This window comes from Streptomyces sp. HUAS 31, from assembly GCF_028198125.1.
GTDB lineage: Bacteria > Actinomycetota > Actinomycetes > Streptomycetales > Streptomycetaceae > Streptomyces > Streptomyces chartreusis.
This window is the reverse complement of record NZ_CP116353.1, coordinates 5,481,391-5,501,689: the sequence shown is the minus strand read 5'-3', so window position 1 is coordinate 5,501,689 and position 20,299 is coordinate 5,481,391. Positions and strand designations below refer to the sequence as shown.

Genomic DNA, 20,299 nt, shown 5'->3' with positions numbered 1-20,299 from the left:
AGAGTGATGTTGTGTTTACCGTGAGTTGATGAAGGTGCGGGTTGTGCTGGCCTCAGGGGGCAGGATGCAGCGCAAGGACCGGTTTCGGGGGATCGTCAGCGAATTTGGTGCGACGTGTAAGCAGGCGTTGCTGCACGGGCAGAAGGAAGCCGCCATCCGCAGAGCGGTAGAAACTCTTCTCGTCGACGCAGCAGGGGTGTTAGGGCTCCAGGCAGTCCTACATGCCGAGGTGGCCATCGCCGCGCACCGGATACGCCCTGACCTCGCAGTGCGGATTGGGAAGTTACCGCGCAACATCGTCGGCTACGTCGAGCTGAAAAGCCCCGACAAGAGCGTGATCCATCCTGGCGGCCTGAACCAGCGCGACCGCCGTCAGTGGGAAGGTATGGCGAATCTGCCCAACCTGATCTACACGAACGGTCAGACCTGGATCATGTACCGCTCAGGTCGGCAGTACGGCGACACCATCCACTTCGAGGGTGATCTGCGCAGCGCTGGCTCCCGCTTACGGCTACCGGTCGCCAGTGAGTCCGCCTTCGAGGCGATGCTTATCGCATTCTTCGGCTGGCATCCCAGGCCAGTGACGTCGATGCGGGAGGTGGTCTCCCAGGTCGCCCCTCTCTGCGCCCTTCTGCGTGATGCTGTTCACGACCGTCTCGATGCCGAGTCGAGCCTCCCGCGCCACCAGCGCCCGTTCACCGACCTGGCCTCCACGCTTGAGGTTGACCTCTTCCCAACCACGGATGACCGGGATAAGCGGGCGGCCTTCGCCGACCGCTACGCGCAGTCCGTCACCTTCGCTCTCCTGCTCGCCGGTTCCGACACCGCTGGCGGCAACGACAAGGCATTAGTCGGCATGAGCCTGCACGAGGTGGGCCGACGTCTTGGAGCTGAGCACTCCGTCATGGGCCGGGCCTTGCAGATCCTCACCGACCAGGTCGAGGGAGAATTCCGCGACAGCCTGGACATGCTCGTTCGCGTCATTGACGCCATCGACTGGAGAAGTTCCCTCGCCGGCGAACCCGGCTTCCACGTCCATCTCTACGAGCACTTCTTGCATGAGTACGACGCCGACCTGCGCAAGGACTCCGGAACCTACTACACCCCGGCCCCGCTCGTGACGGAGATGATCCGCCTTGTTGACGAGGTACTGGCCAACGCGCTGGATTGCCCGGATGGGTTCGCCGACCCTGGCGTGTCCATCATCGACCCGTCGATGGGAACCGGCACCTTCCTGACCGGCATCATCGACCTCGTCGCCCGTAAACAGTCCGAGGGCGGCAACGACGGCTTCCGCGCCGAATCCGTGCAAGAACTCGCCAGCCGGTTGATCGGGTTCGAAAAGCAGATGGGCGCCTTTGCTGTCGCTCAGATGCGCGTGGGGCAGATGCTGAGGCACCTCAATGCCCGGGTCCGGCTGCGTGATATGCGCCTGCACCTGGCCGACACTCTCGCCGACCCGTGGCGGCCCAGTGAACTCTTCGATCGTTACGGCGCTTTGTGGGGGCCTCTACGTGATGACGCCGAGGCAGCCAGCACCATCCAGCGCAACGAACGGATCACCGTCGTCATCGGCAACCCTCCCCATCGCGAACAGGCGGAAGGTCAGGGCGGATGGATCGAGATGGGCTCACCGGGCCGCGGTGCCCCGCCTCTGGACGACTTCCGGCTGCGCGGTGCTGCAGGCGTGTACGAAAACAAACTGAAGAGCCTGTGCACCTACTTCTGGCGCTGGGCCACCCACAAAGTCTTCGACCAGCACGGCGATCACCGCCACGGGGTCGTCTGCTTCGTCAGCACCAGCGGATTCATCCGTGGCGCCGGATTCCAAGGCATGCGTTCCTACCTGCGGCGCACGTGCACCGAAGGCTGGGTTATCGACCTCACACCCGAAACCAAAAGACCTCCGCTCAACAGCCGTTTCTTCCCCGGTGTCCAGCAGGAACTAGCCATCGCCATCTTCGTCCGCCGCCAAGGCGAGCTATGTGAGGACCTGGCTCCCGTCCATTACACAGCCGTCCACGGCACCCGCCAAACCAAAGAACAGCAGCTGCAGGATCTGCACATCGGCGGACCTGGTTGGCACACCTCCCGCCCTGCCGAGTCCGCTCCATTCACGCCCGGTTCCAGCAGCGGCTGGGACAGTTTCCCCGCCCTCACCGACCTCATGCCCTGGTATAAGCCCGGCATCACGACCAACCGGAACTGGGTCATCAGCCCGTCCCAAACGACCTTGCGTCGACGTTGGGACCTCCTCATCCAGGAACGCGACTCCACCACGAAGCAGGCACTGTTCAAAGAGACCCGCGACCGCACTCTGGACAAAGAGGCCCGCCACATCCCCGGCCACCCTCATCCGCCAACCCTGCTCCGCGACGAACGCGGCCCATGCCCTAAACCAGAACGAATCGCCCGCAGGGCCCTGGACCGCCAGTGGCTCATACCCGACGGCCGTGTCATCGACTTTTCACGCCCCGACCTATGGCGCGCGGCCGTCGATGGCCAGGTCTTCGTCATCGAACAACACACCCAACGCCTGCAAACCGGTCCGGCGCTGCTGTTCACGGCGCTCATCCCGGACGTGCACTTCTTCAATGGCAATGGCGGCCGCGCCTTACCGCTCCTACACGCCGACCGTGTCCCGAACATCGCACCGGGCCTGCAAAACCACCTCGCCAATTCCTACGGCATCCGGGATGTCCTGCCTGAAGACCTCTTGGCCTACATCGCCGCCGTCACCGCCCACCCAGCCTTCACCGAACGCTACGCAGACGACCTCAACTCCCCAGGCGTGCGAATCCCCCTCACAGCCGACGGAGCCCTATGGCACGACGCGATCCGTCTGGGGCGCCACATCCTGTGGGCCTCCACTTACGGCACACGCTGCATCAACCCTGGCGACGGGCGCCCAGCAGGCACAACAACCAACTGGTGGATCCCCATACACCCTGAGATCAAGTACGCCCGAGAGGTCGGGGCGGACGTGCTGCCCTCCACCATCAGCTACGACAGTGAGCACGGGCGTCTGATCATCGAGGGCGGCATCTTCACCGGTGTCACTCCACGCATGCGCAACTACACGACGGGCGGGCGCAACGTACTGGACAGCTGGCTCGCCTACCGCAGCGACCGCACTGTCGGCAAAGTAACCAGTCATCTCGACCGCGAACGCCCTGAGCGGTGGGAACCTGATTGGAGCCGGGAACTCGTCGAGATCCTTGCCGTACTCAGGCATCTCACCGCCGCGGAACCTCAGCAGGAGGAGCTCCTCAGCCGAATCGTCGCCGCACCCATGATCGACGTCGCTGAACTCACCCGCCGCCACATCCTCCCGGTACCCGAGCGCGCGCAGCACGCTCGCAACGGTCCGGACCATGAATTCTTGCCCGGCATGGAGACAGTCGATGGCCAACCGCCAGGCCCCGTCGACCCCCTATCTCTCCCGAATGATCCCGCGAATACCAGGCAGCCCAAGCCTCACTCACCCGTGCACCCCGCCCCACGAACTCGTCGGCGTCGCGGCCCGGCCTAGTTGATGGCGCCGGCAGCAACCAGTACCGCGCATCCACAACGGCTCGCTCGCCAGAGTCCGCACCTCGTTCTTCTGATCGGTCACAGCGCGACACGGCGAAAGGGGCCGGAACCAAAACAGCTGCTGACGGAGGCACGTTGGAAATCGCGGCCCTAGTGGTATCGCTGGTAGCGCTCGCAGTGACCGGAGCCGTCTCGTTTCGACAACTGCGGCTGACCGAGCATGCCAACACGCTGCCCGTACTTGTGGATCTCTTCCGTGAACATCGAAGCGTGCGACTGGCGCAGGCCCGGCAGGTCGTGCACGAACGCCTGCCCGCCTGTGACCTGTCAGCCGGACTGGCCGGGCTGCCAGAGGATGAGCGGCTTCTGGTCCGTGAACTGGCCTGGTTCTACGACAATCTCGGAGCTCTGGTCGCTCACGGGGTGGTGGACATCGAACCCGTCTCCGGATACCTCGGCGGGTCCGTGATCTCGGTCTGGGAGGGCTTGCGACCTCTTGTGCAGGCGGAGCGTGCAAAGCGGGCGCAGAACGCCATGCCGGATCCGAACCGCTGGCAGGAATACTTCGAGAACCTCTACCACCTCGTCCGCGAGACTCCTGCGGACCGAGCTCGAGCAGGAACGCAACTGTGGCGGCTTCCACAGCGCTGATCGTCGACGCATGCACAGTGATGGCCGACCAAACGCTTCACCCTGCGAGGGAACATCCAGGGCCACAGGAGTCGGGTTCCACCTTGTCATGCGGCGTCGCGAAAACCTGTTGGTGGGGTGGGGCTGCCGTTGGTAGTTTTTCGGTGACCGTGCCGGAGGGTGAGGAGGTGGTACCCGTGAACGCAGTATCGACGTGGGTGCTCCCCTCCGGGGTCGCGGTCGGGCGATAGGTCGTCCGGGAGCGCCGTTCAAGCGCACTCCCGAAAGGGCACGACCATGCATTTCACTTCTGAGCAGCGCCTCGACGACGGCGTCCTCGAACGCGAATTCACCCTCGGCGAGATCCCCGGCACCCTGTGGACGCCCGGATCCGCCGCACCGGTCCCGCTGATCCTGATGGCCCACAACAACGGGCTGCCCAAGAAGGACGGCCGGCTGGTGGCCCGGGCCCGGCACACCGCGGCGTGCGGCTACGCGGTGGCCACCATCGACGCCGCCGGATGCGGTGACCGGCCCCGTTCCGCCGCCGACGAGCAGGTCCGCGCCGACCTCCGCCGTGCGATGCAGGCCGGCGAGCCGGTCGACGGGATCTTCGAGGCCCTCGTCGGCCCGCTGGTCGAGAAGGCGGCCCCGGAATGGCTGACCACCCTGGACGCCCTCCTGGCGCTGCCCGAGATCGGCGGCCCGGTCGGGTACTCCGGGTGGACCGCCCTCGGTATCCGCCTCGCGGCGTCCGAGCCGCGCATCGCGGCCGCCGGATTCTTCGCCGGGGGCTACGTACCCCTCGCCCAGCGTGCGGAGGCCCGGCAGGTCACCGTCCCGCTGCTGGTCCTGCTCCAGTGGGACGACGAAGGGAACCCCCGGCAGCGGGCCCTGGACCTGTTCGACTCCTTCGGCAGCAAGGAGAAGACGCTGCACGCCAATCTGGGCGGCCACACCGGCACACCGTGGTTCGAACTCGAGGACGGGTGCCGGTTCTTGGACCGACACCTGAAGTAAGGCCGGGCAGAAGGGGCGGGGTTCCTCGACCCCGCCCCTACACGCGGGTCCGGGCGAGATCATCGGTGGGTCAGGGATTTCGCGCGGGCGAGGGCCGGAGCATGGGTGACGAGGCAGTCTTCTTCGAGGCGTACGACGCCGTTCTGCGGCAGTGGCCCGTGGAGTTGCGTGGTGCCGATGTCCAGTCGCCCCACGGCAGCACCCGTGTGCTGATCTGCGGGCGGGAGGACGGCCCTCCGGTCGTGCTGCTGCCCGGCGGCGGGGCGACGTCGGCGGCGTGGTTCGCCACCGTCGGAGAACTGGCCCCCGCCCACCGGGTGTACGCCGTCGACCTGATCGGCGACATCGGCCGCAGCGTGCACGACGGGGCTCCCCCTGCGCGGCGCCGGTGACCTGTGGCCTGGCTCGACGTGCTCTTCGGCGGGCTGGGCCTCGACGGGCGCACCTGTGCGGCCACTCCTACGGCACCTGGATCGCCCTGAATTACGCGCTGCACGACGGCCGGTGGACGACCGTGATGTGGCGTTCCGTGCCGGGGCTCTCGACCTCGTCGACCACCGCCACGGCCAGGTCCTCCGCGCTGATCCACGACCGGCCGTCGTCCGAGGCCGTGAGCAGGGTGTCGGTGCCGCGGCGGTAGCGGCCGGTCCGTTCGCCGGGTTCGAGCTCGGCCGGTGGGCTGAGGTAGACCCAGTCGGCGTCGGCGTGGGCCTCGCAGGTCCGCAACTGTGCCGTCCCGGCGAGCGCCACGGCCCGGTACTCGTCCGGCACGTACGCGCGATTGTCGGCCACCGGCAGATCGGGGTCGCCGGGACTGCGCAGGGCACCGGCCCCGCCGACCACGAGCACGCGCGTGCCGAGCCGCGCGGCGGCGTCCAGCACCGTGCGCGTGGCGCCGACCAGGAACTCCCGGTCGGCCGGGAAGGTCCGCACGGAGAGGACGACGGCGTCCGGGGGGCGTGGTGGGGTGGCGCCGGTTGCGGTGGTGCCCGACGCAACGGTGCCGGTCGCGGTGACGCCCGACGCAACAGTGCTGGTCGCGGTGACGCCGGTTGCGGTGGCGCCCGTCGCAGTCGTGCCCGTTGCGGTGGCGCCCGTCGCGGTGGTGCCCGCAAGTGCCTCGTGTACGGCGTCCGGGTCGCCGACGTCGACCGCGACCGGCGTGACGTTCGGGTCGCCGTCCCCGGGCTTCCGGGACAGGGCGAGCACCCGGTGTCCGCGTGCCACCGCCTCGGCGATCACCCGGCTGCCGACCATGCCGGTGGCGCCGAGCACGGCGATCGTCATGCGGGCAGACCGGGCAGACCGGCCGACCGGTGGAGCGGCCGTAACCGCCCTCTCCGGAACCGGCGTTGCCGAGATCGCAACTGAACTCCCCGTCACCGAACTCGCCCCTCTCCAACCCGCTCATCCCGAACCGGCACCTCCGGAACCGACTCACCCCGGACCGACATCCCCGGAACCGACTGACCCCGGACCGACATCCCCGGAACCGACTCACCCTCGACCGGCACCCCCGGCACCCCCGGCACCCCCGGCACCCCCGGCACCCCCGGAACCGACTCACCCTCGACCGGCACCCCCAGAACCGACTCACCCCGGACCGGCACCCCCAGAACCGGCCCCCCTCCACGCAACCCTTCCGGCCCCGGCCCCGGCCGCTGTTGTCGTCGCCCACGCACCAGCACCCTCCACACCCCCGCCGCGGACTCGAACTGCGCTGCCAGCAGCGCGGCCAGAGCGAGGGCGAAGCCGAGGGACTGGGGCAGGCTCAGGGATTCGCCCAGGGCTGTGCCGATGACCGTCGCGACCAGCGGGGACAGCAGCACCAGCGGTGCCGAAGCGCCCACCGACAGCTTCCCGATGCCACGGAACCACAGCGTGTACGCGATCAGCCCGCCCACGCTGCCGAGCCAGAGGTAGCCGGTCGCCGCCCCCGCGTCGATCCGCTGCGGCACACCCTCGATGGCGAGGGTGAGCGGGAGCAACAGCAGCCCGCCCATGGTCAGTTGCCAACCCGCCAGGGTCAGGGGGCCGACGCCGGCGGGTCGCCCCCAGCGCTTGGTGAGGACCGTGCCGCAGGCCATCGCGGTCGTACCGCCGAGACCGGCGAGCACTCCGACCGCGTCCAGCCGGGCCTCCGGACCGAGTACGACGAGCCCGACCCCGGCCACCCCGAGCACGCCCCAGGTCCATCGCCAGACCGTCGGCCGGACGTGGAGCGCCGCGATGGCGAGCCCTGCGACCAGCAGCGGCTGGGCGGCGCCGAGGGTGGCGGCGACGCCGCCGGGGAGTCGTTCGGCGGCCAGGAACAGCAGCGGGAACAGGGTGCCGATGTTGAGCGCGCCGAGGACGCCGGCCTTCCACCACCAGTCGCCGCGCGGCAGCACGCGGGTGATCGCCAGGGCGAGCAGTCCGGCGGGCAGGGCGCGGACGAGCCCGGCGAACATCGGATGGCCGGGCGGGAGGAGTTCCGTGGTCACGGCGTAGGTGGTGCCCCACGCCGCGGGGGCGAGGGCGGTCAGTGCGACGGTCGCGATCGGCAGCGCGCGGGAGACCCGCGGCAGCCCCGATGGCCGCTCGGTCGTGGGATGCATGAGAAGCAGTCTCCGCAGCCCGGCCCCATGCCTCCAACACATGGTTGTCATCGCAGCCATGAACCAGAATCATGGGTCTGTGGATCTCCAGCAGATGCGCTACGTCGTCGCCGTGGCCGAAACCCGTAACTTCACGCGCGCTGCGGAGCGCTGCTTCGTGGTGCAGTCGTCCCTCAGCCATCGGATCGCCGGTCTGGAACGGGAGCTCGGGGTCAAACTGTTCGCCCGCTCCAGCCGCCGCGTCGAACTCACCAGCGCCGGCGTGGCGTTCGTGGCCGCGGCGCGCGACTGCCTGGCCGCCGCCGACCGCGCGGTCGCCGACGCCGCCGCCGCGACCGGGGTCGTACGGGGCCGGCTCGCCGTCGGTGTGATCGTGACGACGGCCGCGGTGGACGTACCGGATCTGCTTCAGCGGTACCGCGCCCGGTACCCGGACGTGCACGTCGTGCTGCGTTCCGGGCGCAGCGACGAGCTGGCCGCGGCGGTGCGGGACGGCGAGCTGGACATCGCCTTTCTCGGGCTGCCGGAGGGCGAGCGGCCGTCCGGCGTGGAGACCCTGGTCCTCGATCACGACGAGCACGCCCTGGTCGTGCCGGCCGGGCACCGGCTCGCGGGCGCGCAGCGGGTCACGCTGGAGGAGATCGCCGAGGAGACCTTCGTGGACTTCGCGGCCGGCACCCCCGCCCGCGCCCAGTCCGACCGCGCCTTCGCCGCCGCGGGCCTGGTCCGCGACGTCGCCTACGAGGCCGGGGTGGTCGAGCTGATCTCCCGGCTGGTCGCGCGCGGGCTCGGCATCGCGCTGCTGCCCTCCGCGTACGTCCGTCCGCTGGCCGCCGGTGATCCCGAACTGGCGCTGGTCCGCGTGCTCGACGGGCCGCATCGCCTGGAGTACCTGGTGTGGAGCCGCTTCAACCCCAGCCCGGCGACCCGGGCGATGCTCGACGTCCTCGGCGTACGGCCGCACTCCGCGGGTTCCTGACCCGGGGTCGGGGGCTCAGCCGCGCGGCACCGGCCCCTTCGCCAGCAGCCCGTTGACCACCAGCGCAGCGAGCGTCTCGGCCGTGGCCGTGAGCTGCTCGGGCGAGGCGGGCACGGCCCTGCCCAGGCGGCGGGCCAGCGGCACCTCCACCATGCCGGAGACGGGCGGGATGACGGCGAAGAACAGGACGTCCATCGGTACGGGTGCCATGCGCCCCTCGGCCACGAGCCGCTCGATGCTGGGCGTCAGGGTCTGGAGGGTGGGGGCGATGTAGCGCTCGTAGAGGTAGTCCAACCGCTCGGTCTCCCGGTTGAGTTCCTCGACGAAGAGCCGTCCGACCAGCGGAGTGTCCACGGCGCTGCGGTAGAAGCCGGTGATGATCAGCCGCAGCCGCTCGGCGTCGTCGACCGAGTCGTCCACCTCGGGCATCCGGGCCAGCTGCCCGCCCAGGGCGTGGTCGACGACCGCGCGCCAGAAGGCCGCCTTGGACCCGTAGCGGTCGTTGATGAAGTTGTGGCTGACGCCGAGTCGGCGGGCCAGCTCCCGCGCGGAGGCGTGGTCGTATCCCAGCTCCGCGAAGGCCTCCAGGCCGCGTTGCAGGATGCTCTGCTCCTCCGGCACCGCGGGCGTGTCCGCGCCGGGGCGTCCCGGCCTGCGGGCGGACTCGGCTCGTGCACCCACTCCTGCCTCCTCACTGCGTGGCCTCACTCGGGGGGCCGCCCACACCTTACTTGACACCTGTCAGACGAGAGCTAATCTGACACTCGTCAGGCAAATCTGACAACCGTCAGAACCCTCGAAGCGGAGCCCTCGCCATGTCCCGGACCCCCACCGACGCCACCGACGCCACCGACTCCCCCACCTCCCCCGTCGACCCGCCACCCCCGCCGTCCGCCGAGGCGTCGCCGCGCCATCGCTGGTGGATCCTCGCCGTCATCGGTGTGGCCCAGCTGATGGTCGTGCTGGACGGCACGATCGTGAACATCGCCCTGCCGTCGGCACAGCAGGACCTGGGCTTCTCCGACGGCGACCGGCAGTGGGTCGTCACCGCCTATGCCCTGGCCTTCGGCAGTCTGCTGCTGCTCGGCGGCCGGATCGCCGACCTGTTCGGCCGCAAGATGACCTTCCTGGTCGGCCTGGTCGGCTTCGCCGGGGCGTCCGCGCTCGGCGGGGCCGCGACCAATTTCGAGATGCTGGTCGCCGCCCGTGCCGTACAGGGCCTGTTCGGCGCGTTGCTGGCACCCGCCGCCCTGTCCTTGCTGACGACGACCTTCACCGACGCCAGGGAACGCGCCAAGGCCTTCGGCGTGTACGGCGCCATCGCGGGCGCCGGCGGAGCCATAGGGCTGCTGCTCGGCGGACTGCTCACCGAGCACCTCGACTGGCGCTGGACCCTCTACGTCAACCTGCTCTTCGCCGCCGTCGCCTTCGTCGGTGGAGCGGTGCTGCTGCGCCGCACCAGCCGGGACCGGTCCGCCACGCTCGACGTGCCCGGCGCGATCCTGGTCGGCGGTGGCCTGTTCGGCCTGGTCTACGGCTTCTCCAACGCCGAGACGCACGACTGGGACTCGCCGGCCACCTGGGGCTTCCTGGTCGCCGGAGCCGTACTGCTGGCGGCGTTCACCTGGTGGCAGACGCGTGCCGACCACCCTCTGCTGCCCCTGCGCGTGCTGCTCGACCGCAACCGCGGCGCTTCCTTCGTCTCGGTCCTGATCAGCGGCGCGGGCATGTTCGGGGTGTTCCTCTTCCTGACCTACTACCTCCAGCAGAGCCTCGGCTACACGCCGGTCAGGACCGGGCTGGCCTTCCTGCCCATGACCGTCGCACTCATGATCAGCGCCACCCTCGCCTCCAGCGTGCTGGTGCCCCGGATCGGACCCAAGCCGATCGTCCCGCTCGGCATGGGGCTGGCCGCGGCCGGCATGGTCTGGATGACGGCACTGGATCTGAACAGCGGTTACGCCACCGATGTGCTGCCCCCGCTGCTCGCAGCCGGCTTCGGGCTCGGGCTGGTCATCGCGCCCGCCATGGGGCTGGCGACCGCCGGTGTGGACGCCAGGGACTCCGGGGTCGCCTCGGCCACCGTCAACGCCATGCAGCAGGTCGGCGGCTCGATCGGTACGGCCCTGCTGAACACGCTGGCCACCGGCGCCGCGACCGACTACCTCACCGGCCGGAACCCCAGGGACCCCGCGGTGCAGGCGCAGGCAGGGCTGGAGGCCTACTCCACCGCCTACTGGTGGTCGGCGGTCTTCTTCGCCGTCGGCCTGGTCGTGAGCGTCGTGCTGTACCGGAGGGGCGCACCGGCCACGGATCCGGACGCGGCGCCGGTCGTCCACATGTGAGCGCCCGCCGGGGGGTGTCTGCCGGTGAGCGCCCGCCGGGGGGTTTCTGCCGGTGAGCGCCCGCCGGGGGGGCGTCCGCCGAAGGCATCCCGTGCGGGTGCCCCGCCCTTCCGCCCCGCGGCCCGGCGGCTCCTCCTCCCCCTCCCGAGCCGCGCCGGGCTGCGGGCATCTCACGGATCGACGGACTCCGTACCATGAGAGCCATGAACGAGAACGTCGAGCCGCCCGTGCCGCCCGCGCCGGGCGCGGAGCAGTACCCGTCGCTCGCCCTCGTCAACAGCGTGATCGCGCTGCCGGGCGGACACTTCGTGGATCAGCTCGGCACTCCGGCCGCGGCGAACGAGTGGCTCGTGGAGCGCGGGCTCGCTCCCGTCGACGCCGGGATCCGGGAGATGTGCGCGGCACAGCTGCGGTCGCTGCGCGAGCAGGTCCGGTCGCTGTTCGACTCGCGGGTCGCGGCGCTGCCCGCGCTGCCGGCCGCGCTGACCGCCGTCAACGACGCGCTGACCAGGGTGCCGACGGCTCCGCTGCTCCGGTGGGACGAGAAGGACGGTCCCTACCGGGCCGCGACGCACCCCACCACCGAGATCGTCGACCACGCGCTGGCGACCCTCGCCGCCGACGCCGCCGACCTGCTCACCTCCGCCGACGCCGAACGCCTCACGGCCTGCGGCTCGGCCCCCTGCAACCGCTACCTCCTGCGCCACGGCCGCCGCCACTGGTGCTCCACCCGCTGCGGCGACCGGGCCCGCGCGGCCCGCGCCTACGCCCGCCGCACCCGGGCGACGGCCGACTGAGGGGCGAGGGTCACGCCAGTGCCGGTGGGGTGCGGGAGATTCCCAAGGTCAGGGCCAGTTCGCTCGCGACGGGCGGAATCGGCGGCGAGCACCCCGCTCAGCCTCCCGCGCCCGTGCCCACGGCCACCGGGACGACCGGCCAGGCGTGGTACTCGCCCTTGCCGTACAGCAGCGGCTCGCGCGGGTAGACAGCGCTGCCCTCGACCTCGCCGACGATGATGCGGTGGTCGCCCGCGGTCACGGTCTGCACCACCCGGCACTCCGCGTACGCCAGCGCGACGTCCGTGAGGATCGGGGCGCCGCCCGCCCTGCGCGACGGCTCCCACGCCACCCGGTCGAACTTGTCCCGCGCCTTGCCCGCGAAGATCCTCGACGCCTCCTCGCCGGGCGCCGCGAGGACGTTCGCCACGAAGCTCCGGCCGGCCAGGATCGCGGGCAGCGTCTGGGAGTTCTCGTCCACGCAGATCAGCAGCAGGGGTGGGGCCGCCGACACCGCGCACGTGGTCGTGCAGGTGAATCCGCGCGGCCGGCCGTCCGTACCGACCGCGGTGATGACCGCCACCTGCGCCGGGAAGGAGCCGAACAACTCCCTGAAGCTCTCCGGACTCACCGGCATAGGACCTGTCTCCTCACAGCAACTCCCGTTCCACGGCCCGCAGCATCTTGTAGCTGCTCTCGATCTCCTCCGGGTCCCGGTGCACCAGGAACACCACGCCCGGCGAGGAGTTGAGGTCGACGGTCGGGCGGGTCCGGGTGCCGTCGGCCTTGCGGAAGCGGACGCTCTCGAAGGCCGGGAGCCGTTCCAGGGCCGCTCGCAGCGCGTGCGTCGGCAGGGGGACCTCGCGGTGGGCGAGGAGGTTGACGCAGCGGGCCGACTCGTGGCGGACGTAGCGCCGGGGGCGGGAGCGCAGTGCCGCCGCCCGCGAGGTGTGGCTGTCGAGGGTCAGGGTGACCTGGTCCGCGCCGGTGCAGCGCTGGAGCGCGGGCGGGTTGGCGAGGCCGGACAGCCGGGCGCCGGTCTCCAGCAGGCGCGGCCCGTGCGGGGTGAGGATGAGCTCGGTGTGGGCCGGGCCGTGGGCGATGCCGAGGCCGTCGAGCACCCGGCCGACGTAGTCGAGGAGTTCGTCGAGCACGGGTGCGTCCGGCGGCAGCAGGTCCTCGTGGTCGTAGACGAGCCGCTTGCCGGAGACGACCTGCTTGCGGCTGATCCACGCATCGGTGAACCAGTGATTCCCGTCCCTGCTCACGCTGTTGACGACGTACTCGTCCCCGGCGAGGTGCTCCTGGATCAGCACCGCCTCGTTCGCGCACAGCATCAGATTGGTCTTGCCGAGGGCCGCCCGCAGTGCTGCGGCCACCTCCTGCTCGGTGTCGCAGGTGTACACGTCCTCGGAGCCGGCGCTGTCCAGCGGTTTGACGACCACCCGCGCCAGGCCCTGGGCGCGGCGCCAGTCGAGCAGTTCCGTGAGATCGCTGCCGCGCAGCTGACGCGGGGTCGGCACGCCGGCCGCCGCGAGGACCTCCATCATGCGGGACTTGTCGCGCCGGGCCGTCGACAGCACGGGGTCGTTCCCGCGCAGTCCGAGGCGGCCCGCGAGTTCGTCGGCGACCTCCACGCCGAACTCGCTGGCGGCGATCACGGCGACCGGTGCCTGTGCCCGCAGCCGGGTGAGCACCTCATCCGCGCGGCCCGGATACGTGAGGTCCTCCGCGAAGACCTCGGTGGGCAGGCTCGCGGCGAAGGTCGCCGGCAGCTCCGCGCGCGAACGCACATGCACCACACGGTGGTCGGCGGCGGCCGCGCGGGCCAGCATGGCGCCCGTGGTGAGGGCGTCCACCAGGACCAGGGTGGGGCGGGCGCTCACCGCGGGTCCCCCTGAGCGAGCCGGGGCCGGGTCCGCAGCCCGGTCCAGCGCTCCTCGATCAGGTCCAGGCACTCCTGCCAGCTGCCGGGGTCGGACGCGACGCGCCAGCCCGCGGGCACCGGCCGGCCGGGCCACCACAGGGAGTGCCGGCCCTCCTCGCTGACGACCACGACGAACGCCTCGACCGCGTCCCCCGCGCCCGCCCCGGACCCGTTCACGTCGTTCCCGTCGACGTCCACGTCTGCTGTGGTCACGCTGCTGCTCTCCATGTGCCGTCCGTCGGTTGTCGGTGGCCCGCTCAGACCAGCACCGGACCGTTGCCCGCCCGGTGCGCCCGGGTGAGGCGGTTGTCCAGGTGGACGAAGATGCGGTGCAGCCAGCGGTCCCGGCCGTCGTAGCGGGGGACGAAGTTCGTACGGCCGTGCAGGACCAGGCGGTTGTCGACGAAGACCAGCTCGCCGGGGCGCAGGACCACCGACTCGGAGGCGTCCGTCATGGTCTCGCGCAGCCGGACCAGGGCGCCGGCGGCCTCCTCGTCGAGGGCGACCGTGGCGTTGAAGTCCACGCGGATGTCGGGGTCCTCGGGGTTGCCGACGAGGACCGGGTGGGCCTCGGTGCGCTCGGCGGAGCGGAAGGAGGGCGGCGCCTCGGTCACGAAGCGGGGCGCCTCCAGGATCTTGCGGTCGGCCTCGTCGATCAGGCAGAGGACCCGGCGGACCGAGCAGATCTGAGTGCCGGCCGTCCCCTCGTGGTCGGAGCGCAGGCACAGCAGGCCGACGTAGTGCGGCCGGTGCGGATGGAAGGCGTTCTCGATGTGGAACTCCAGCGGTACGGAGCCGCCGTTGCTCTGGGAGGCGGCGAGCGAGGGCACCGGCACGACGTTCTGCACCAGCGCCCCGTACTTCTCGTCGCGGTAGGCGATGACCTCGCCGAGCTGCTGTCCGATCAGCATCGCGACGGCGGACGGCACGGTGGCGTCCCGCTCGACCGAGTCCGGCACGGCGGGCGTCTCGGGCAGCGGCCCGTCCTCGACCGGCAGACCGGCCAGGCACAGCATGCCGTCGGGGCCGGGGTCGCTGCGGTACTGGCGGATCCGCTCCAGCAGCCGCAGGGGCAGCCGGCAGCTCAGCCGGCGTGCCTCGGCCACCCACGCGTGCGCGTCGACCAGGCCGGGCGGGACCCGGGTGAGCTGCTCGGCCAGCTCACCCACGGCGGCACGCTCCTCGCCGGTGAGCTCCAGCCGGACCGGAACCTCGCTCTCGGCACCGGGGCCGGGGCCGGGCGCGGCCGCGTCATGGACCTGAACCCCGTACCCGGGCTCGGCCGTGTCGTCGACCTCCGCCCCGTACCCGGGCTCGGCCGCGTCGTCGACCTCCGCCCCGTACCCGGGCTCGGCCGCGTCGTCGACCTCCGCCCCGGACCGGGACTCGGCCCCCTCCTTCGGTCCGGCCGTGTCGTGGGACGTCCCCGACCCGGCCGATATGTCAGCGATGGACACGTTGTTCGCCTCTCGTGAGGTACGGACGGGACACGCCGCGGTCAGAGCAGGCCCTGCAGCACGCGGGTGTCGACCTTTCCGTTGGTCGTCAGCGGCACCTGGTCGATGGCGACGAAGTGCGCGGGGAGCATGTAGGCGGGCAGTACGGCCGCCAGGTGGTCCCGGAGTCCGGTGGCGTCCATCGGCGTTCCCCCGGCGGGGATCACATAGGCCGCCAGGGAGCGGGAGCGGACCGGGCCGACCGCGATGACGACGGCCTCGGTGACGTCCGGGTGTTCGCGCAACCGGGCCTGGATCTCGCCGAGTTCGACCCGGAACCCGCGGATCTTGACCTGGTGGTCGACGCGGCCGAGGAACTCCAGCGAGCCGTCGGCCCGCCACCGTGCCCGGTCACCGGTGCGGTAGAGACAGGATCCGGGTGCGCCGTACGGGTCGGGCAGGAACCTCTCGGCGGTCAGGCCGGGACGGTCCAGGTAGCCGCGGGCCACGCCGGTACCGCCGATGTAGACCTCGCCGGGGACACCGACGGGCACGGGTTCGAGGCGGTCGGTGAGGACGTACATGGTGGTGTTGGGGATGGGAGCGCCCAGCGGGATCAGCTCGGTGGCGGGCGGCTCGGTGAGCGTCTCCCCGGAGTTGCCGACGGTGATCTCGGTGGGCCCGTACTCGGTGGCCACCGGGGTGCCGCCGGGCCCGGCGAACTCCAGCCAGCGCCGCGCCAGTTCGCTGGTGAACGCGTCGCCGGCGGCGATGACGAGTCCGGCGAGCGAGTGGATCTCGTCGGGGGTCAGGTCGTAGCTCAGCAGGTCGAGATGGCCGGGAGTCATCTTGATGAAGCTGTACGGCGCCCCGGCCGCGAGTTCGTCGCCGAGGTCGGCGGTGTCCAGCGGGTCGGGCAGCAGATGGACGGGCTGCCCGGTCAGCAGCGGGGCGAACAGGCTGGGCATGCCCAGGTCGAAGGAGATCGACGAGAACACCGGGGAGCCGCCGGTGCCGCGTGCCGCGTACGTCTCGGCCGTCCACAGCAGGTAGTTGGCGAGCCCGGTGTGCTCCACCATCACGCCCTTGGGGTTGCCGGTGGAGCCCGAGGTGTAGATGACGTAGGCGAGGGAGCGCGGATGCGTCGTGCGGTCGAGGGGTGTCGCGGGCAGCGCCTCGATCGACTCCCGTTCCCGGTCGAGGAGGACGACGTCGCCGCCGGTCAGCGGTTCCAGGGCCGGCAGATGGGCGGACTCGGTGAGCACCAGCTCGCATCCGGCGGCGTCGATCATGTGCCGCAGCCGCTCGGCGGGCAGGGCCGGGTCGAGCGGGAGATAGCCGGCGCCGGACTTCCACACGCCGAGCAGCGCGGGCAGCAGATCGGCGGTGCGGCGCAGGCAGACGCCGACCAGTGCGTCGGGACGGGCGCCGAGCCCGGCCAGCCGGCGGGCGATGCGGTTGGCCCGCCCGTCGAGTTCCCGGTACGTCGTCCCGGTGCCGGCGACCTTGACGGCCGTCGCGTCGGGCGTCGCGGCGGCCTGGGCCTCGATCAGCTCGACGACGGTGCCGGCGCCCCGGTCGAGCCGCGGCCCCGTGCTCCAGTCGCCGAGCACCTCCCGGCGCTCGTCCGGGTCGAGACGGGCGGCGAGCGCGTCCCCGTCGGGGCCGGCCGCCATGGCCCGCAGGACCTCGCGGTACATCGAGGCGAGTCGGGCGAGGTACGGCGGGGCGAGGGCGGCGGTGAGCGTCAGCCGACGCGCGTCCGCACGGACACGCAGGCCGTACGCGAACCGTTCGACGCCCTCGTCGCCCTCGTCGCTCCCGTCCCGCTCACCGCCGGCCTCCGCCCCGGCGGTGAACAGGGCGCGTTCGCCGTGCGTCACCTCGTCGGCGGAGCCGGCCGCCGGCCGTTCCGCCTTGGCGACGCGTAACACCAGCTCCTGCCAGGTGGCCGCCGTCCGGACCACGGTGACGTGCCGTATCCCGGCGCCGTCCGCGACCTCGGCGCACCGCTCGTCCGCCTCGCCCAGCATGCCCAGCACCTTGATGTGGGCGGCCAGCAGCACGGTCGGCAGGTCGGTGCCGCAGATCCCGGCGAGCGCGCCCAGCCCGTCGGCGAGGTCGGCGTGCTCGACGACGGCCGTTTCCGGTGCCGGGTCGGATCCGGGCGCCGGGCGCCATGCCGTGGGCAGCGCGAACACCGTGGCGCCGCTCGCGCCGGCCGGGGTCATGGCGCGCCTCCCGCCGGACGGGCGGCGAAGACGGTGTAGACGCTGGTGCCGCGGTACTCCGCCGGCTGCTCGACCACGGTCTCCATGCCGTGCTCGGCGAACAGCTTGGTGACCACGGCCAGTTCGCCGTTGTCGTCCTCGACCTCGACGGCGGCCCGGCCGATGCGGGACCACAGCGCGTCGCCGATGCCTTCGAGGACCTTCACCTCGAAGCCCTCGACGTCGATCTTCAGGAAGTCGATGCGGTCGATGCCGAGGTCGGCGGCGACCGTCTCCAGCCGGTCGATCCGGACGGGCACCCGCTCCACCGTGTCGAAGCGCTCGCCGATCAGTTCGTCCGCCTCTTCCAGGAGCAAATCCCGGCGGTCTTCGTCGAGTGTTTCCGCGATGTTCCCGATGTACGACTTGACCAACGCCCGGTCGACTTCCGGATCGGCGTCGAAGCCCGACATCATCGAGTACTGCGGGTAAAAAGTCAGCTCACGGGTTTGCGCGGCGTCCCCGAGGGCCATGTTGAAGACGGACACGTTCGGCACGCCACCGGCGTTCTTCTGCAATGCGTCGAAGGTGCGCGGCACCGGCTCGAAGGAGAAGATCCGGGCTTCCGGGAACTTCGCCGCCATGAACAGAGCGAACATTCCTATGTTGGCGCCCACATCAAAGACAACGGGCCGTTCCGGAAAACCGAAACCGTCGCCCGGTGTATAAACCTCGTCCTCGAAGATTTCCTTGTAGAGATACTCGGTCTCATTGCGGTTCAGCCCGTGCACGGTCATACCGTTGGGCAGCTCCTGCTGGCTCACCTGGCATCATCCCTGGTCAGGCTGGACGCCAGCAGAGACGGCGTCGGGTTTCTGAACACCGCCGAACTGCGGAAAGTGATCCCCCGCTTTCGAGCGGCCGCGACGACGTCCACCACCTTCAGCGAGTCGCCGCCGAGGTCGAAGAAGTTGTCATCAGGACCTACGTCGACACCGAACAACCCCCTCCAGATGTCTCGAATCTCCTGCTCGATCTCTGCGCCTGAGAGGCCATTCTCGATCACGCCACGGACGGTAGCACGCACTTAACGGATCGGAAAAGGTTCGATCTCGGATCATGAGACAACCGAAGGGGAGAGTCCGTTTTTGCCGCGTCTCAATCCTTTTCTTGCGGTGGACATTCCGAGTCACCCCTGCGCTATCCTCCGGCGAGTTGCATTGGGGGATGCCCGGGACGCGCGGATCGCGTACTGAATTTGGAAATTCCCCCTTCCGTTTGTGAGGGGATCCGACATTGTCCACCCAGATCACCGAAACGACCGGGCCCGGCCGGCCGGCCCCGCAGGACGTCGCCGCACTGCGCAGGACGACCCTTCAGGAGCTGCGGCACTGGATGTCCTCGGGCCACTGGGACGAGGTGGAACGCTGCGTCCCCAAACTCCGCGCCCAGCTGGAGGAACTGGGCCCGCTCCCGGAGCGGGTCGTCATGGTCGCCTACGGCGGCGGCAAGGACAGCGCCTACACCACCGCCTTCGTGCGGGCCATGCAGCTGCGGCTGCTGGAGGAGGCGGGTGAGACGTTCCGGCTGCGCGTGGTCACCATGCGGCACGCCGGAATGCCCGTCGCCGTGATGCACAACATCGACCGCACCTACGCGGCGCTCCGGCTGGAGGCCGACCCCGACTGCGAGCAACTGCTCGTCGACGGGGACGAAATCTCGCCATTCCACGTCGACCTGCCGCAGCGCGACCACGTCGTCGCCCGCAACCGCCTCGACATCCTGGTCACCGGCCACCGCACCCTCGGCGACGGCCGCCCGACCTTCTGCAACGCCTGCAACCTGAGCGCGGCCCACGCCTTCGGCCTCGGCGCCTCCCACGACGGCGGCGTGGACGTCATCATCACCGGCGACTCCCCCTACGAGCAGCGCACCTACCTGGTGTGGATCCACCGTCTCGCGGAGCGCATGGGCGTCGCCCCCGAGGGACAGGACCGGGCCGGCTTCCGCGGCGTCCTGAAGGCCACGGACAACATCGGACGCGCCTACTTCAGCGACATCTACGGCGCCGGGGCGAAGAATCTGATCCACGAGCGCCGGGTCCACCACGACACCCCCGACCAGCTGCGCTTCTTCTCGATCTACGACGACACCGCCTACGCCTCCGGCGACCACTGGGACCTGCTGACGGACTTCCTCGGCTTCCGCTTCGACGAACTCGCCTTCAGCTTCTCCGAGTCCGACTGCGGCAACCCGGCGCTGATGGCCCACATACGCGGCCTGAAGTGCGAGCGCGTCTACGGCCGCTCCTACGAGGAGGGCCTGGACGAGTACGTGAAGTTCGGCAAGCAGCTGATGCGCAAGAAGGAGTTCCCCGACCAGCTGATCGAGCTGATCGGTTCCCGGTACGAGGGCGAGGGCGCCGTCGAGCGCATGCGCGCCGGCATGGACACCTACGCGCAGGACTGCTTCGAGATCACCGAGGAGCAGCTGGTCTGCATGGTCCACTCGCCGTTCACCGACGGCGGCGCCGGTCTGGCCGGCTACGTCAAGGCCGAACAGCCCGAGCTGCTGGAGCGGGTGGACGCCATGGTCGCGCTGCTCACCTCCGAGGCGGACCCGGCCGGCGACGAGGCGGACCTGGTGGCCGAGCTGGAGCGGTTCAGCGGGCTTCCGCTGGCCCAGCTGCGCGTACTGGCGGCCCGGACCACGCGCTCCATGACCGGCATGGGACAGTCGGGGGTCGTGGACCTGATTCTCGACGGCGATCCCCACAAGCAGCGCATCGCGACCCGGCACACGCCCGACGGTCCCGTCGTCGACGAGCTGATCTCTGGAAGGTAAC

General features: G+C 70.5%; 17 protein-coding genes and 1 pseudogene. 8 read left to right on the top strand and 10 right to left on the bottom strand.

Annotation, left to right across the window (positions count from 1 at the left end):
• Nucleotides 1-64 precede the first annotated feature (64 nt).
• The 4 genes from PGH47_RS24585 to PGH47_RS24570 all read left to right on the top strand — a co-directional run bounded on the left by PGH47_RS24585 (nucleotide 65) and on the right by PGH47_RS24570 (nucleotide 5,576).
• The gene (locus PGH47_RS24585; protein WP_271665247.1) at nucleotides 65-3,532 is read left to right on the top strand and encodes a type ISP restriction/modification enzyme; all 3,468 of its coding nucleotides are present in this window, start codon (nucleotides 65-67) and stop codon (nucleotides 3,530-3,532) included.
• Between the two features lie 137 nt (nucleotides 3,533-3,669).
• Nucleotides 3,670-4,185 (top strand): DUF4760 domain-containing protein, encoded by a 516-nt coding sequence (locus tag PGH47_RS24580; RefSeq protein WP_271665246.1) that lies wholly within the window; start codon nucleotides 3,670-3,672, stop codon nucleotides 4,183-4,185.
• Between the two features lie 276 nt (nucleotides 4,186-4,461).
• Nucleotides 4,462-5,184, top strand: a complete 723-nt coding sequence (locus tag PGH47_RS24575) for an alpha/beta hydrolase (protein WP_271665245.1) — start codon at nucleotides 4,462-4,464, stop codon at nucleotides 5,182-5,184.
• A gap of 101 nt (nucleotides 5,185-5,285) precedes the next feature.
• Nucleotides 5,286-5,576, top strand: a complete 291-nt coding sequence (locus PGH47_RS24570; protein ID WP_271665244.1) for an alpha/beta fold hydrolase — start codon at nucleotides 5,286-5,288, stop codon at nucleotides 5,574-5,576.
• A gap of 91 nt (nucleotides 5,577-5,667) precedes the next feature.
• Here PGH47_RS24570 and PGH47_RS24565 read toward each other — a convergent pair whose 3' ends face one another.
• Nucleotides 5,668-6,471 carry an NAD(P)-dependent oxidoreductase gene (locus PGH47_RS24565; RefSeq protein WP_271665243.1) on the bottom strand — a complete coding sequence of 268 codons (804 nt, stop codon included), beginning with the start codon at nucleotides 6,469-6,471 and terminating at the stop codon, nucleotides 5,668-5,670.
• 413 nt (nucleotides 6,472-6,884) lie between these two features.
• Nucleotides 6,885-7,781 (bottom strand): annotated as a pseudogene (locus PGH47_RS24560) (EamA family transporter); the annotation flags it as partial.
• Between the two features lie 79 nt (nucleotides 7,782-7,860).
• On the opposite strand from PGH47_RS24560, the gene PGH47_RS24555 reads away from it, so the two are divergent.
• A complete protein-coding gene (locus PGH47_RS24555; protein WP_271668142.1) occupies nucleotides 7,861-8,760 on the top strand; it encodes a LysR family transcriptional regulator in 900 nt (299 codons plus the stop codon).
• A 15-nt stretch (nucleotides 8,761-8,775) separates the two neighbouring features.
• On the opposite strand, the gene PGH47_RS24550 is transcribed toward PGH47_RS24555, so the two are convergent.
• A complete protein-coding gene (locus PGH47_RS24550) occupies nucleotides 8,776-9,441 on the bottom strand; it encodes a TetR/AcrR family transcriptional regulator (RefSeq protein ID WP_376052398.1) in 666 nt (221 codons plus the stop codon).
• Nucleotides 9,442-9,575: 134 nt separating this feature from the next.
• Here PGH47_RS24550 and PGH47_RS24545 point away from each other — a divergent pair, with 134 nt between their 5' ends.
• Together PGH47_RS24545 and PGH47_RS24540 are read left to right on the top strand one after the other, a co-directional pair.
• Entirely contained in the window at nucleotides 9,576-11,105 is a 1,530-nt protein-coding gene (locus PGH47_RS24545; protein WP_271665242.1) for an MFS transporter, read from the top strand.
• Between the two features lie 194 nt (nucleotides 11,106-11,299).
• Nucleotides 11,300-11,902, top strand: coding sequence for an ABATE domain-containing protein (locus PGH47_RS24540; protein ID WP_271665241.1), 603 nt, complete (start codon nucleotides 11,300-11,302; stop codon nucleotides 11,900-11,902).
• A 97-nt stretch (nucleotides 11,903-11,999) separates the two neighbouring features.
• Here the strand turns inward: PGH47_RS24540 and PGH47_RS24535 are convergent, their stop codons facing one another.
• The 7 genes from PGH47_RS24535 to PGH47_RS24505 are packed head-to-tail and all read right to left on the bottom strand — an operon-like array spanning nucleotide 12,000 to nucleotide 18,520.
• Nucleotides 12,000-12,518, bottom strand: a complete 519-nt coding sequence (locus PGH47_RS24535; RefSeq protein WP_271665240.1) for a flavin reductase family protein — start codon at nucleotides 12,516-12,518, stop codon at nucleotides 12,000-12,002.
• A 13-nt stretch (nucleotides 12,519-12,531) separates the two neighbouring features.
• Nucleotides 12,532-13,767, bottom strand: coding sequence for an ATP-grasp domain-containing protein (locus PGH47_RS24530; protein ID WP_271665239.1), 1,236 nt, complete (start codon nucleotides 13,765-13,767; stop codon nucleotides 12,532-12,534).
• Nucleotides 13,764-14,021 (bottom strand): MbtH family NRPS accessory protein, encoded by a 258-nt coding sequence (locus PGH47_RS24525; protein WP_271665238.1) that lies wholly within the window; start codon nucleotides 14,019-14,021, stop codon nucleotides 13,764-13,766. Before PGH47_RS24525 ends, PGH47_RS24530 begins: the two co-directional genes overlap by 4 nt.
• A 44-nt stretch (nucleotides 14,022-14,065) precedes the next feature.
• The gene (locus tag PGH47_RS24520; protein ID WP_271665237.1) at nucleotides 14,066-15,265 is read right to left on the bottom strand and encodes a TauD/TfdA family dioxygenase; all 1,200 of its coding nucleotides are present in this window, start codon (nucleotides 15,263-15,265) and stop codon (nucleotides 14,066-14,068) included.
• A gap of 41 nt (nucleotides 15,266-15,306) precedes the next feature.
• Nucleotides 15,307-17,475: an amino acid adenylation domain-containing protein gene (locus PGH47_RS24515; RefSeq protein ID WP_271665236.1), complete on the bottom strand. Its 2,169-nt coding sequence runs from the start codon at nucleotides 17,473-17,475 to the stop codon at nucleotides 15,307-15,309.
• Nucleotides 17,472-18,278: an FkbM family methyltransferase gene (locus PGH47_RS24510; protein ID WP_271665235.1), complete on the bottom strand. Its 807-nt coding sequence runs from the start codon at nucleotides 18,276-18,278 to the stop codon at nucleotides 17,472-17,474. The genes PGH47_RS24515 and PGH47_RS24510 overlap by 4 nt, the downstream gene beginning before the upstream one ends.
• Nucleotides 18,275-18,520 carry a phosphopantetheine-binding protein gene (locus tag PGH47_RS24505; RefSeq protein WP_163016846.1) on the bottom strand — a complete coding sequence of 82 codons (246 nt, stop codon included), beginning with the start codon at nucleotides 18,518-18,520 and terminating at the stop codon, nucleotides 18,275-18,277. The genes PGH47_RS24510 and PGH47_RS24505 overlap by 4 nt, the downstream gene beginning before the upstream one ends.
• A gap of 230 nt (nucleotides 18,521-18,750) precedes the next feature.
• Between PGH47_RS24505 and PGH47_RS24500 the strand changes: the two genes are divergently transcribed.
• Nucleotides 18,751-20,298 carry a PqqD family protein gene (locus PGH47_RS24500; protein WP_271665234.1) on the top strand — a complete coding sequence of 516 codons (1,548 nt, stop codon included), beginning with the start codon at nucleotides 18,751-18,753 and terminating at the stop codon, nucleotides 20,296-20,298.
• The last annotated feature ends 1 nt before the right edge of the window (nucleotide 20,299 follow it).